Source organism: Pseudomonas sp. FeS53a, assembly GCF_000931385.1.
GTDB classification, from domain to species: domain Bacteria; phylum Pseudomonadota; class Gammaproteobacteria; order Pseudomonadales; family Pseudomonadaceae; genus Metapseudomonas; species Metapseudomonas otitidis.
Window position 1 is genome coordinate 42122 of sequence record NZ_JYFT01000005.1, and the last position, 12557, is coordinate 54678.

Annotated in this window: 12 protein-coding genes; 10 read left to right on the forward strand and 2 right to left on the reverse strand. The window is 68.3% G+C overall.

All coding sequences use genetic code 11. The features are described from left to right. The 7 genes from SZ55_RS01665 to SZ55_RS01695 all read left to right on the forward strand — a co-directional run bounded on the left by SZ55_RS01665 (window position 1) and on the right by SZ55_RS01695 (window position 6823). Window positions 1-762 carry an SDR family oxidoreductase gene (locus SZ55_RS01665; RefSeq protein ID WP_044400278.1) on the forward strand — a complete coding sequence of 254 codons (762 nt, stop codon included), beginning with the start codon at window positions 1-3 and terminating at the stop codon, window positions 760-762. 71 nt (window positions 763-833) lie between these two features. Further along, on the forward strand, window positions 834-1709 hold the full coding sequence (locus tag SZ55_RS01670) for a DMT family transporter (protein WP_044400281.1): 876 nt from the start codon (window positions 834-836) through the stop codon (window positions 1707-1709). Window positions 1710-1767: 58 nt separating this feature from the next. Further along, window positions 1768-2484, forward strand: a complete 717-nt coding sequence (locus SZ55_RS01675) for a type 1 glutamine amidotransferase (RefSeq protein WP_044400284.1) — start codon at window positions 1768-1770, stop codon at window positions 2482-2484. Between the two features lie 318 nt (window positions 2485-2802). Beyond that, complete coding sequence (locus tag SZ55_RS01680; RefSeq protein WP_044400287.1) at window positions 2803-4212, forward strand: circularly permuted type 2 ATP-grasp protein; 1410 nt, start codon at window positions 2803-2805, stop codon at window positions 4210-4212. Between the two features lie 2 nt (window positions 4213-4214). Further along, window positions 4215-5165 carry an alpha-E domain-containing protein gene (locus SZ55_RS01685; RefSeq protein WP_044400290.1) on the forward strand — a complete coding sequence of 317 codons (951 nt, stop codon included), beginning with the start codon at window positions 4215-4217 and terminating at the stop codon, window positions 5163-5165. After that, entirely contained in the window at window positions 5162-5965 is an 804-nt protein-coding gene (locus SZ55_RS01690; RefSeq protein ID WP_044400293.1) for a transglutaminase family protein, read from the forward strand. Before SZ55_RS01685 ends, SZ55_RS01690 begins: the two co-directional genes overlap by 4 nt. Window positions 5966-6091: 126 nt before the next feature. Further along, a complete protein-coding gene (locus tag SZ55_RS01695) occupies window positions 6092-6823 on the forward strand; it encodes a proteasome-type protease (protein ID WP_044400296.1) in 732 nt (243 codons plus the stop codon). A 110-nt stretch (window positions 6824-6933) separates the two neighbouring features. Here SZ55_RS01695 and SZ55_RS01700 read toward each other — a convergent pair whose 3' ends face one another. Further along, window positions 6934-7704: a COG4705 family protein gene (locus SZ55_RS01700; RefSeq protein WP_044400299.1), complete on the reverse strand. Its 771-nt coding sequence runs from the start codon at window positions 7702-7704 to the stop codon at window positions 6934-6936. A 229-nt stretch (window positions 7705-7933) separates the two neighbouring features. Here SZ55_RS01700 and SZ55_RS01705 point away from each other — a divergent pair, with 229 nt between their 5' ends. From SZ55_RS01705 to SZ55_RS01715, 3 genes are read left to right on the forward strand one after another with little or no spacing between them, the layout of a single operon-like run. Then, a complete protein-coding gene (locus SZ55_RS01705) occupies window positions 7934-9589 on the forward strand; it encodes a phosphoethanolamine transferase (protein WP_044400302.1) in 1656 nt (551 codons plus the stop codon). Between the two features lie 32 nt (window positions 9590-9621). Then, window positions 9622-10896, forward strand: a complete 1275-nt coding sequence (locus SZ55_RS01710) for a sensor histidine kinase (protein ID WP_044400305.1) — start codon at window positions 9622-9624, stop codon at window positions 10894-10896. Window positions 10897-10926: 30 nt separating this feature from the next. Continuing rightward, the gene (locus tag SZ55_RS01715; RefSeq protein WP_052807511.1) at window positions 10927-11802 is read left to right on the forward strand and encodes a hypothetical protein; all 876 of its coding nucleotides are present in this window, start codon (window positions 10927-10929) and stop codon (window positions 11800-11802) included. A gap of 262 nt (window positions 11803-12064) precedes the next feature. On the opposite strand, the gene SZ55_RS01720 is transcribed toward SZ55_RS01715, so the two are convergent. Next, window positions 12065-12496, reverse strand: a complete 432-nt coding sequence (locus SZ55_RS01720) for a thiol-disulfide oxidoreductase DCC family protein (RefSeq protein ID WP_044400308.1) — start codon at window positions 12494-12496, stop codon at window positions 12065-12067. Window positions 12497-12557 lie beyond the last annotated feature (61 nt).

Here is a 12557-nt window from a genome sequence, read left to right on the forward strand (position 1 = left end):
ATGACCACTCTCCTCATCACCGGCGCCGCCTCCGGCATCGGCGCCGCTACCGCCCGGCTGTTCCACGAACGCGGCTGGCAGGTGGGCCTGCTGGACCGCGACGCCGAGGCCCTCGCCACCCAGGCTGCGGCCCTTGGCAATGTATGGCACCGCGCGCTGGACGTGACCGACCTGGGCGCCGTGCAGCAGGCCCTGGCCGACTTCTGCGGGCAGCACGGCGGGCAGCTGCGCCTGCTGTTCAACTGCGCCGGCATCCTGCGCTTCGGCTACTTCGAGCAGATCGACGTGGCCGAGCACGCGCGCATCCTCGCCATCAACGTGCAGGGCGTAGTGCAGATGACCCACGCCGCCTTTCCCTACCTCAAGGCCACGCCGGGCGCGCAGGTCATCAACATGGGGTCGGCGTCGGGGGTCTACGGCACGCCGCACATGGCCAGCTACTCCGCCTCCAAGTTCGCCGTGCGTGGTTTCACCGAGGCGCTGGAACTGGAGTGGCGACGCCATGGCATCCGCGTCGGCGACCTGATGCCACCGTTCGTGCGCACGCCCATGGTCAGCCGGCAGACCTTCGAGCCGCCGGCCCTGCGTCGCCTCGGTGTCAACCTCCAGGCCGAGGACGTGGCCGAAGCCTGCTGGCAACAGGCCCAGGGCGCGGCCGTGCACCGTCCCATCAGCGTCGCCTTCCGCCTGCTGTACCTGGCCGGGCAGCTCTCGCCGGCCTGGGTCAACCGCTGGGTCATGAAGGTGCTGAGCCGGGAGTGACGAATGGCCCGGCCGTGCCAGCTGGGGTAGGCTGGCCGGCCGTGCTCCGCGCCCGCAAGGATGTTGCCACGATGCCTTGGTTCGCCTACCTCTGCCTGTCCTGCTCCATGCTCCTGGTGGGGAGCAACATCGCCATCGGCAAGCTGGTGCTGGCTGAAGTCCCGGTATTCCTGTTCGCCGGCCTGCGCTTTCTCATCGCCACCCTCGTGTTGCTGCCGGGCATGGGGCTGCACCGGGTGCGCCAGGGGCTGGACCGGCGCGCGGCGCGGGGCCTGTTCCTCCAGGCGTTCTTCGGCTGTTTCCTGTTCAGCCTCCTGATGCTCTACGGCGTGCAGCACACCAGCGCCACCAGCGCCGGGATCATCACCAGCGCCACGCCCTGTGCCGTTGCGCTGCTGGGCTGGCTGTGGCTGCGCGAGCCCATTGGCAGGCGGGTGGCGCTGGCCATCGCCCTGGCTGCAGGCGGCATCGGCGTACTGAACCTGCCGGACGGCCGACAGCAGGGGCTGGGGTCCCTCTTGGGCAACCTGCTGGTGCTGGGGGCCGTGTTCGCCGAGGCGATCTTCGCCATCTATTCCCGTCGGCTGTCGCTTTCCCTGCACCCCTGGGCCATGGCCTTAGGGGTCAACCTCGCCGGTCTCGTGCTGTTCCTGCCCCTCGCCGTGCTCGAGGCACTGGCCCTGGATCTTCCCGCCGTATCCGCCACCACCTGGGCGTGGCTGGTGTTCTACGCGCTCAGTGCCAGCGTGCTGTCCTTCCTGCTCTGGTATCGCGGCGTGCGCGAGGTGGCGGCAGGCGTCGCCGGCCTCTTCACCGGGTTGATGCCCGTTGGAGCGGCCATGGTCGGTATCAGCCTGTTGGGAGAAGGGCTGGAGGCCGGCCGCCTGCTGGGCATGACGCTGGTGCTGGTCGCCATCGCCCTGGGTGCCGGGCCGAGGAGGGCCTGAGCGTCCCCTCGACCGAGCCGGGGGCTTTGCCTCAGACTCCGCCGACGGAGGCAACCCCATGACCGATATCCTGATTCTCACCCACGCTGATTTCTGTTCCCCCGGCCACCTGGCCACCGTGCTGGAGCGCGAAGGCATCGCCTACAGCGTCCTGCGTGCCGACCATGGCGAGCTGGACGGCATCGACCTCGACCGGCCCCGGGCCGTCGCGGTGATGGGCGGCCCGATGAGCGTCAACGACCCGCTGCCCTGGATCGACACCGAGCTGGCCGCCCTGCGCCATTTCATCGCCCGCGACATCCCCGTCATCGGCCACTGCCTGGGCGGCCAGTTGCTGGCCCGTGCCCTGGGCGCGGCTGTGCACCGCATGCCCTACACCGAGATCGGCTGGCAGCCGCTGGAGCAACGCGCCGATGCCCAGGGCAGCCCCTGGACGGCGCACCTGCCGGCGGAGTTCCCGGTCTACCAGTGGCACAGCGACACCTTCGACCTGCCCGAAGGCGCGCGCTGGCTGTTCGACAGCCCCTGGTGCCCAAACCAGGGGTTCTCCTGGGGGGACAAGATCCTCGCCCTGCAGGGGCACCCGGAGATGACCGAGGAGCTGGTACGCCTCTGGCTCACCGACTGGGCCCACCTGCTGGACGAGACCCAGCCCAGCCAGCAACCCCGCCAGGTGATGCTGGATGACCTGCCCCGGCGCGTCGCCGAGCTGAACCAGGTGGCCGAAGGCTTCTACCGCCACTGGCTCGACCTGGCCTTCCCCGAACGCGCCTGATGCCCACGGGGCGGCTCGCCGCCCCGCTCCCTGCGACAGGGTGGCGCAGCCACCTTCCGTCCTCTCCCCGGGCAGCCCGGCGGGCGTGACCTAGACTCCTTCCTGCCGCGCAAAAAGACGGAACGCAGCGGCGATCCCCACCGTCCTAGCTTCAAGCCGCCGCCAAACGGGGCGCGGCGTCCCGATCCGCTCCCAGGGCTGCACCGCTGTGGTGCAGGTAATTTTCGGCCTGGTTGCAACTGCTTGATCGGGAAGGATTTTCGTCGCTGGCACGGCGCTTGCGACGGCTCGGTGGTCGGTAGCGACAAGGAGTCCGGCATGGCCCGCACCTTTTATGACGAGATGTACGACGCGAGCGGCAATTGCCGTCCGCACTACCGGGAGTTCGCCCGCTGGTTGGCCGAAACCCCCGAAGAACTGCTTGCCCAGCGGCGGCGCGAAGCCGACCTGCTGTTCCACCGGGCCGGTATCACCTTCACCCTCTACGGGGACGAGCAGGGCACCGAGCGCCTGATTCCCTTCGACACCATCCCCCGCGCCATCCCCATGAGCGAATGGCGCGTGGTCGAGCGGGGCTGCATCCAGCGCGTCAAGGCGCTGAACCTGTTCCTCGCCGACCTCTACCACGAGCAGCGCATCATCAAGGCCGGGATCATCCCCGCCGAGCAGGTGCTGGCTAACGAGGGCTACCAGATCGCCATGCAGGGCCTGGACCTGCACCGCGACATCTACGCCCACATCGCCGGGGTCGACCTGGTGCGCGACGGCGACGGCACCTACTACGTGCTGGAGGACAACCTGCGCACCCCCAGCGGCGTCAGCTACATGCTCGAAGACCGCAAGATGATGATGCGGCTGTTCCCCGAGCTGTTTGCCGCCCAGCGCGTCGCCCCCATCGACCACTACCCGAACCTGCTGCTGGAAACGCTCAAGAGCTCCAGCCCGCTGGACAACCCCAGCGTGGTGGTGCTGACCCCCGGTCGTTTCAACAGTGCCTACTTCGAGCACGCCTTCCTGGCACGCGAGATGGGTGTCGAACTGGTGGAAGGCGCCGACCTGTTCGTGCGTGACGACCGCGTGTTCATGCGCACCACCTCCGGCCCGCAGCCGGTGGACGTGATCTACCGCCGCCTGGACGACGCCTTCCTCGATCCCCTGGCCTTCAACCCCGAGTCCATGCTCGGCGTGCCCGGCCTGCTGGCCGCGTACCGCTCCGGCAACGTGGTGCTGGCCAACGCCATCGGCACCGGCGTCGCCGACGACAAGTCGGTGTACCCCTATGTCGGCGACATGATCCGCTTCTACCTCGACGAGGAGCCCATCCTGCGCAACGTGCCCACCTGGCAATGCCGCAAGCCGGAGGAGCTGTCCCACGTCCTCGCCCACCTGCCCGAACTGGTGGTCAAGGAAACCCAGGGCTCCGGCGGCTACGGCATGCTCGTCGGGCCGGCCGCCACGGCGGCCGAGATCGAGGCCTTCCGCGAGCGCCTCAAGGCCCGTCCCGACGCCTACATCGCCCAGCCCACCCTGTGCCTGTCCACCTGCCCGACCTTCGTCGAGAAGGGCATCGCCCCGCGCCACATCGACCTGCGCCCCTTCGTGCTCTCCGGCCGTGAAACCCGGCTGGTGCCCGGCGGGCTGACCCGGGTGGCGCTGCGCGAGGGCTCCCTGGTCGTCAACTCGTCACAGGGCGGTGGTACCAAGGACACCTGGATCGTGGAGGACTGACCGTGCTGAGCCGTACTGCCTCCGACCTGTACTGGATGTCGCGCTACCTGGAGCGCGCCGAGAACCTCGCCCGCATGCTGGACGTCAGCTACTCGCTGTCGCTGATGCCCCAGGATGGCCGTGGCGACGGGCTGGAAGAACTGGCCATGCCGCTGCTGATCACCGGCACGCTGGACGCCTACCTGACCCGCCACGGGCAGCTGCACGCCGAGCGCATGCTGCACTTCTTCGCCCTCGATGCCGACAACCCGGCCAGCATCTACAGCTGCCTGCGAGCCGCGCGAACCAACGCCCACGCCGTGCGCGGGCGCATCACCGCCGACATGTGGGAGAACATCAACGCCACCTGGCTGGAGATGCGCGGCATCGCCGCCGAAGGCCTCGGCCGCTACGGCATCAAGCGTTTCTGCGACTGGGTGAAGGAGCGTTCCCACCTGTTCCGGGGGGCCACCTTCGGCACCATCATGCGCCACGACGCCTACCGCTTCATTCGCCTGGGCACCTTCATCGAACGGGCCGACAACACCCTGCGCCTGCTCGATGCCCGCTACGAAATGCTCGGCGAGGACGCCGAGCAGGTCAGCGACACCTCCGCCCGCGGCTACTACCAGTGGAGTGCGCTGCTGCGGGCGCTGTCCTCCTTCGAGGCCTACAACGAGGTCTACCGGGGCTCCCCGGGCACCCGCCAGGTCTCCGAACTGCTGCTGCTGCGCCCCGACGTGCCGCGCTCGCTGCGGGCCTGCATGGAGGAGCTGAACCTGATCCTCTCCGGGCTGCCCGGCGAGAACGGCCGCCCGGCCCAGCGGCTCGCCGCCGAGCTGGACGCCCGCCTGCGCTACACGAGCATCGACGAAATCCTCGGTGAGGGCCTGCACGGCTGGCTCACCGACTTCATCCTGCTGGTTCGCCAGCTGGCCAGAGCCATCCACAGTTCCTACCTGGAGGCCGTATGAAACTGTCCATCCGCCACGAAACCACCTATCGCTACGACGACCAGGTTCGCGCGAGCATCCAGTACCTGCGCCTGACCCCCCACGACAGCGAGCGACAGCACGTGCTGAGCTGGGAGCTGGACCTGCCGCGCCCGGTGCGCGCGCAGCTGGACCCGTACGGCAACATCCTCCACGTGCTGACCCTGGACGAGCCCCATGAGGCCATCGTCATCGGTGCCCGTGGCCAGGTGGAGATCGACGAGAGCCGCGAAGCCGAGCACGACCCGCAGTCCGCGCTGCCGTTCCTGCGCAGCACCCGGCTGACCGCAGCGGACGAGGCCCTGCGTGCCTTCGCCCACCAGCGCTGCCCGGCCAACACCGGGCGCGACGGGCTCATCACCCTGATGGAGGCCCTGCACGAACACATGCCCTACAAGGCCGGCGTCACCGCCGTCGACAGCACCGCTGCCGAAGCCTTCGCCGGGCGTGCCGGCGTCTGCCAGGACCACACCCACGCCTTCCTCGCCTGCGCCCGCACCCTCGGTGTGCCGGCCCGCTTCGTCTCCGGCTACCTGTACCGCGACGGCGACAGCCAACTGGTCAGCCATGCCTGGGCGGAGGCCTGGCTGGAGGGGGCCTGGTACAGCTTCGACGTCACCAACCGGCTGTCCCGCCCCGAACGCCACCTGAAGCTGGCGGTGGGGCTGGACTACCTAGACGCCTGCCCCGTGCGCGGGATGCGCCGGGGCGGCGGGGAGCAGATGCACGCGCGGGTCGACCTCGACCCGCCGCCGCTGCTGATGGTCCAGGAACAGCAGTAACGCGGTCCCCCGACGCTCCGCCGCACCCCGGCTTTTGACTGCCCGCCTGCCACCCGGCAGGCCACCAGCCGGGAATGCCGCCCGAACATGGGCAGGGCGGGGCGCCTACAACAACAGGAGCCTGACATGACCTACTGCGTCGCCATGCACCTCGCCGATGGCCTGGTGTTCGTCTCCGATTCCCGCACCAACGCGGGCATCGACCACATCGCCACCTTCCGCAAGCTGTTCACCTTCGGCGTGCCGGGCGAGCGGCTGATCGTGCTGCAGAGCGCCGGCAACCTGGCCACCTCGCAGTCGGTGGTCAACCTGCTCAAGCAGCGCCTGGGCAGCACCCTGGTGAACCTCGACAGCGTGCCGACCCTGTACGACGCCACCGCCCTGGTGGCCGAGACCATCCGCGAGGTGGTGGCCCGGGACGGCGCACCGCTGGCGGGCAACACCGACCTGACCTGCTCCTTCCTCGTCGGCGGGCAGATCGCCGGCCAGCCGCCGGCGCTGTATAGCATCTACCCCCAGGGCAACTTCATTCAGGCCACCGAAGACACCCCCTTCCTGCAACTGGGCGAGAGCAAGTACGGCAAGCCCATCCTCGACCGCAACCTCACCTACCGCACCGGCCTGGAAGAGGCCCTGCGCTGCGCCCTGGTGTCGTTCGACTCCACCATCCGAAGCAACCTCTCCGTCGGCATGCCGCTGGACCTCTTGGTCTACCACACCGACAGCCTCATCCACCCGGTGGGCTACCGCGTCACCGAAGACGACGAGTACTACCAGGGCATCCGCCGCGACTGGGCCGCCGGCCTGCACGAACTCCTCAGCCAACTGCCACCGCCGCCGGCGGACTACAACGTCTGATGAACGACACAAGGCCCACCCTGGGGTGAGCCTTGCGCGAGCGGAGCGGCTGCTTGCAGATGGCGTGTTGCCAGTCAGCGGCGCGCCTTGTTGCGAGTGGGCGACCGCCCTCAACGAGGCGGGCTGTCCTGCAGGGGGATGGCCTGCAGCAGGGGCTGCTGCCGTTGCGCGCGGATGGCGATGACCACCAGCACCACCAGCACGCCGGCGAGGATCGCCGAGGAGCCGACCGTGCCGAAGTCCAGGCCGCCCTTGGCGTGGGGTTTGGTGAGGACGTCGCCGAGGGTGGCGCCGAACGGGCGGGTGAGGACGAAGGCCAGCCAGAACAGCAGCACATGGGACAGGCGGGTGAAGTAGTAGGCCAGCGCCACGGCGGCGATCAGGCTGCCGATCAGCAGGGCACCGCCGGCGAAGCCGAGGCCGGAGTCGTCGGCCAGGTAATCGCCCAGGGCGGTGCCGAGGGTGTTGGAGACGAGGATGGCGATCCAGTAGAAAAGCTCGCCGCGACGGCTGTCGATGTGGTCCACCGACAGGGATTTCTCGCTGAACCGCCACACTGCCAGGACGCCAAGCAGCAGCGAGATGAGGATCGCCGAGCCGCTGGCATAGCCGAGGCCGAGGGTGCGGTCCATGAAATCGGACATGGTGGTGCCGGCGGTGCTGGTGGTGAGGATCACTGTCCAGTACAGGGCCGGGTTGTAGGTGCGGGCGCGGAGCTGGGTGACCAGGGAGACGAGGAACAGGCTGATGAGGATCATCGAACTGATGGCGTAGCCGACGTCCAGCGTCATTGACAGCAGGTCGCCGGCGGTTTCGCCGAGTGTGGTAGCGCAGATCTTCATCACCCAGAAGGCCAGGGTGATCTGGGGAAGCTTGTTCATCGGCGTGGTGTCCTCGCGAAGGGGCCTGCGAATGGCAGGGTGCGAGGCGATGCTGCGGGTCATTGCGTCAAGCGCGGGTCAAGCAATCCTGAAAAAAGCGTGAAGGGCGCTGGCTGGCAGGGCGTCCTCGACAATTTGCCAAGGTTTAATTCACGAACTTTTGATATCGCGCTTTCTACTCTCGCTGGCGAATCGACAGGGACGATCCCTTCGCTGCGTGAGCCTACCGATGTTCAAGAACCTCTCCTTCCGCCCCGAAAGCCTGGCCCTGCTGGCGAGCGTGCTGCTGCTGGCGCTGTACAACTACCCCCTCTGGTCCCACCTCTCCAGCATCGTTCCGGCGGGTGCCGGTGGCATCGGCCTGCGGGTCGCCTTCGGGGTGATGGTGCTGTCCATCTTCAGCTTCGTGCTGGCATTGCTGTCGTTCCGTTGGGTATTCAAGCCGGTGCTGATCGTGCTGTTCATGGTCAGCTCCGGGGTCGCCTATTTCATGGGCCAGTACGGCGTGATGATCGACGCCAACATGCTGCGCAACGTGGCCGAGACCGACATCAAGGAAGTGCACGGGCTGATGTCCCTGAGCCTGCTGCTGCACATCCTGCTGTTGGGCGTGCTGCCCAGCTGGCTGCTGTGGAAGGTGCCGGTGCGGCACCGCTCGCTGCGCCGCGAGCTGGTGGGCAAGGTGGTGCTGGCGGTGGGGTCGGTGGCGGTGCTGGGCGGGGTGGCGCTGGTCAATTACCAGGGCCTGGCCTCGCTGTTCCGCAATCACCACGAGTTGCGCCTGCTGGTGGTGCCGAGCAACTACCTGAATGCGTCCTTCGGCTACGTGCGCGAGCAGCTGGCCACCGCCCAGGAGCCGCTGCGCAGCATCGCCACCGATGCCCGCAAGTCTTCTGCCTGGGTGGGGCACCAGCGCAAGTCCCTCACCGTGCTGGTGGTGGGCGAGAGCGCCCGGGCCGACAACTTCGGGGTGCTGGGCTACGCCCGTGACACCACGCCGAAGCTGCGTGCCGAGAGCGGTCTGCTGGGCTTCACCAATGTGCACTCCTGCGGGACCGAGACTGCCGTATCGGTGCCCTGCATGTTCTCCAACCTCGGGCGGGCCGGCTATGACGCCACCCAGGCACGCACCCAGGAAGGCCTGCTGGACGTGCTCAAGCGCGCCGGCCTGACGGTGAGCTGGTGGGACAACCAGTCCGGCTGCAAGGGCGCCTGCGACCGCGTCGACCAGGTGGACCTGAGCCACCGCCAGGACCCTGACCTGTGCCGCGACGGCGAGTGCCGCGACGAGATCCTGCTGCGCGACCTGCAGGCCTACATCGACCAGCTCAAGGGCGACACCGTGCTGGTGCTGCACCAGGCCGGCAGCCATGGGCCGGAGTACTACAAGCGCTACCCGCAGGGGTTCGAGACCTTCACCCCGGTGTGCCGCAGCAACGCGCTGAACGACTGCAGCCAGGAGAGCATCGTCAATGCCTACGACAACACGCTGGTCTACACCGACCATGTGCTGGCGAGCCTGATCGACATCCTGCGCCGCAACCAGGATCGCCTCGACACCGCGATGATCTACCTCTCCGACCACGGCGAGTCCCTGGGCGAGTACAACCTGTTCCTCCACGGCACGCCCTATGTGCTGGCACCGGACCAGCAGAAGCATGTGCCGCTGCTGGCCTGGTTCTCCGACAGCTACACCCAGGACTTCGGCCTGGACACCGGCTGCCTGGCCAAGGACCGCGAGAAGCCGCTGAGCCAGGACAACCTGTTCCATTCCCTGCTCGGCCTGCTGCAGCTGCAGACCACGGCCTACAACGACGGGCTGGACCTGTTCGCCGGCTGCCGGGTCCGCCAGGCCGGCTCGACCCTGGCAGGCGCGGGGGCGTGATCGTGGTACTTCGCGCGCGGGCCGGCTGATCCATGCCGGCCCCCAGCAAGCAGCCGCTGGAGCGGCGCATCGTCCTGGCCTTCGTGGTGATGACGCTGCTCGTCAGCGGCCTGTTCTCCCTGGGTATCGTCGGCATCGTGCACTGCCTCGAAGAGAACCTGGTCTCCGAGGAAATGAGCCGCGAGCTGGATTTCGCCATGCGCCGAGAGGTCAGCTATGACCAGGCAGCGCGCATCGACGCCAGCACCCGCTTCTACAGCTCCGAGGGCGGGCACGGCAGCCTGCCGGCGCGCTTCGTCGACCTGCCGGAAGGCTTCTCCGAATGGGTGGCCGGTGACGAGGCCTACTACGTGTTCAAGCGTGCCCACGCCGACCATGTGGACATGCTGGTGGAGGAGCAGCACGAGTTCGAGGCTCGCGAGCACATGCTCTTCGCCGTGGTGGCCGCCGGGTTCGCCCTGAGCGTGCTGGGCGCCTGGGGCCTGGGCCGGCTGCTGGCGCGACGGGTGATGTCGCCGGTGCGGCGCCTGGCCCGGCAGGTGCGTCACCGCGACTTGCTGTTGCCGTTGGCACCGCGCCTGGCGCCGGACTACCCCGACGACGAGGTGGGGCGGTTGGCAGCGGCCTTCGACGAGACCCTTGGGCAACTGCGCGAGACCCTGGAGCGCGAGCGACTGTTCACCAGTGACGTGAGCCATGAGCTGCGTACCGGCCTGATGATCATCATCACCTCCTGCGAACTGCTGCAGGCCACCGAGCACCTGAGCCGCGCCGAGCGTGGCCAGGTGGCCCGCATTGCCCGGGCCAGCGGCGAGATGAACGACCTGGTGCAGACCTTCCTGCGCCTGGCGCGCAACCGCGAGGACGGTTGCCGCACCGGCGAGAGCGTGGCGCTGGATGCCCTGGCGGCCGAGCAGGCACGGCAATGGACTGTGCAGTTCTCCGCCAAGGGCCTGGCCTTCGAGGTGGTGGAGGAGGGGCTGCCGGCTGGACGCTACGAGGCGCCCCTGCTAAGGACGGTGATGTCCAACCTGTTGCGCAATGCCCTGCACTACACCGAGAAGGGCCGCGTGCGCCTGGTGCTGGTGGCGTCCGGGTTTCGCGTGGAGGACACCGGGGAAGGCATCGCCGAGTCCGAGCAGGAACGCATCTTCCAGAGCTTCGTGCGGGGCGAGCGGGCGCGGGGTGAGGGGCTCGGCCTGGGGCTGTCCCTGGTGCGGCGCATTTGCGAGCAGCAGGGGTGGCGGGTTGACGTCCGTTCAGAACCTCGGCGAGGGAGCTGTTTCACGGTCAGCCTCGAGGGCTGATCCCGGCAACCGACAAGGAGGCCCATGGCCATGGCTGAATCCTGGAACCGCTACGGACGCGCGCTGTTCGCGGGCGTGGCGCTGGTGCTGCTGGTTGGCCTGTGCATTCCGGCCTGGCGGCATTTCTACCCGGTCACGGCTGCCGAGGGCTGGACCTTCCGCGTCAGCCTCTCGGGGCTGGAGAAGGTGAGCGCCTTGCTACCCGATGGCGCAGGTGGCGCCTACCTCAGCGAGGAGCTGGGAAACGGGCAGGGACGTCTCCTGCGCAGCCTCTCCGGCGGTACCAGCCTGGAGCTGGAGGAAGGGTTGTCGAAGCCCGACGGCATGGTGCAGTACCGCGGCGGGATCGCCTTCAGCCAGGAGGAGGGCGAGCACCCGGTATTGTGGCTGGCCGACGGTGTGGTTCACGTGTTGTTCACGGCCATCAACGTGGAAGGCCTGGCCACCGACGGCCACCACCTCTATGCCATCGAGGATCGCAAGGGCGACGGGCGGCTGCTGCGCTACGCGCCCACCACCGGCGAGGTGAGCACCCTGCGCGACGGCCTGGAAGAGGGCGAGGGCGTGGCGGTGTGCCCGGACGGGCAGGTGTACTACTCCGAAAAGCAGAAAGGCATCGTCCATGCCCTGCGCCTGGAGCAGGCGAGCGACCCGGTGGTGCTCGACCAGCTGCGCCAGCCGGGCTACCTGCTGTGCAATGGCGAGGGGCTGTGGATCAGCGAAGACGCCACCCACCAGGCGCGCCTGCTGCTCTGGGACCGCAAGAATGAACCGCGCGTGGTGCTGGATCACCTGCGCTCGGCGCAGACCCTGGTGGAAGTCGCACCCGGCCGCTACCTGCTGGCCGAGCAGGGTCGCAATCGGGTGCTGGAACTGCGCCACGAGGGCTCTGCTGAAAAAAAGTAGTGGCCGACGAATTCTTCACGCAGGTGTGACATCGTTTTGACATTGCGGGCCCTAGTCTTGGCCCCAAGGATGCGGAAAAGGCGACCTCCCTCTCCTGGGCCTCCGGCTCCTCTCCTGATCGCTGTTCCACCACGTGTCCGGTGCCACACGGGACAACCGGACATGCTTCGAGCCGCCACCTCCTGGCGGCTCTTTTTTTTGCGCGGTTCACTGCTGTCGTGCTGCCCAGCAGCCCCTGCAGAAGGGGGGCAGCTAGCTGGCTTCAGGGCTTGTCGTGGGGGCTCGGGGGCAGCTCGCACTGGCCGGCACAGCGCCGGCTGCCATCCGGGTGGGGCAGCCAGGTGAGGTGCGGACGGAGGCGGCGGAACAGGCCATAGCCGAGCTTGAACAGCGGCCGCAAGGGCCGCCAGGCCAGCGGTGCGGCCCAGCGGTACAGGCCGGCGGCACGCCAGCTCCAGAGCGTGGCATCGACGCCCGTGTACCACTGCCCCGAGGCGCTGCGGGCGTGCAGGCGATCTCCCAGCTCCTGGCGACTGCGGCCGGCTCCTTGTTCGTCGAAGTCGACGGCGCTGATGTCCACCAGGCGCAGCCGTACCGGGTCGGCGTGGCGCGCCAGCCAATGGGCCTCGCGGGCGCAGAGCGGGCAGGCGAGGTCGACGTAGAGGGTCAGCGGCAGGTCGGGTGTATTCAGCATGGTGTCGCTCCTGGGGCGATCGCGACTCTGCACCCGTGCACTGGCCATGGCAAGCACCGAC

Coding starts and splice junctions, on each gene's coding strand:
- SZ55_RS01665 (WP_044400278.1), top strand. CDS start 1: ATGACCACTCTCCTCATCACCGGCGCCGCCTCCGGCATCGGCGCCGCT.
- SZ55_RS01670 (WP_044400281.1), top strand. CDS start 834: ATGCCTTGGTTCGCCTACCTCTGCCTGTCCTGCTCCATGCTCCTGGTG.
- SZ55_RS01675 (WP_044400284.1), top strand. CDS start 1,768: ATGACCGATATCCTGATTCTCACCCACGCTGATTTCTGTTCCCCCGGC.
- SZ55_RS01680 (WP_044400287.1), top strand. CDS start 2,803: ATGGCCCGCACCTTTTATGACGAGATGTACGACGCGAGCGGCAATTGC.
- SZ55_RS01690 (WP_044400293.1), top strand. CDS start 5,162: ATGAAACTGTCCATCCGCCACGAAACCACCTATCGCTACGACGACCAG.
- SZ55_RS01695 (WP_044400296.1), top strand. CDS start 6,092: ATGACCTACTGCGTCGCCATGCACCTCGCCGATGGCCTGGTGTTCGTC.
- SZ55_RS01700 (WP_044400299.1), bottom strand. CDS start 7,704: ATGAACAAGCTTCCCCAGATCACCCTGGCCTTCTGGGTGATGAAGATC.
- SZ55_RS01705 (WP_044400302.1), top strand. CDS start 7,934: ATGTTCAAGAACCTCTCCTTCCGCCCCGAAAGCCTGGCCCTGCTGGCG.
- SZ55_RS01710 (WP_044400305.1), top strand. CDS start 9,622: ATGCCGGCCCCCAGCAAGCAGCCGCTGGAGCGGCGCATCGTCCTGGCC.
- SZ55_RS01715 (WP_052807511.1), top strand. CDS start 10,927: ATGGCTGAATCCTGGAACCGCTACGGACGCGCGCTGTTCGCGGGCGTG.
- SZ55_RS01720 (WP_044400308.1), bottom strand. CDS start 12,496: ATGCTGAATACACCCGACCTGCCGCTGACCCTCTACGTCGACCTCGCC.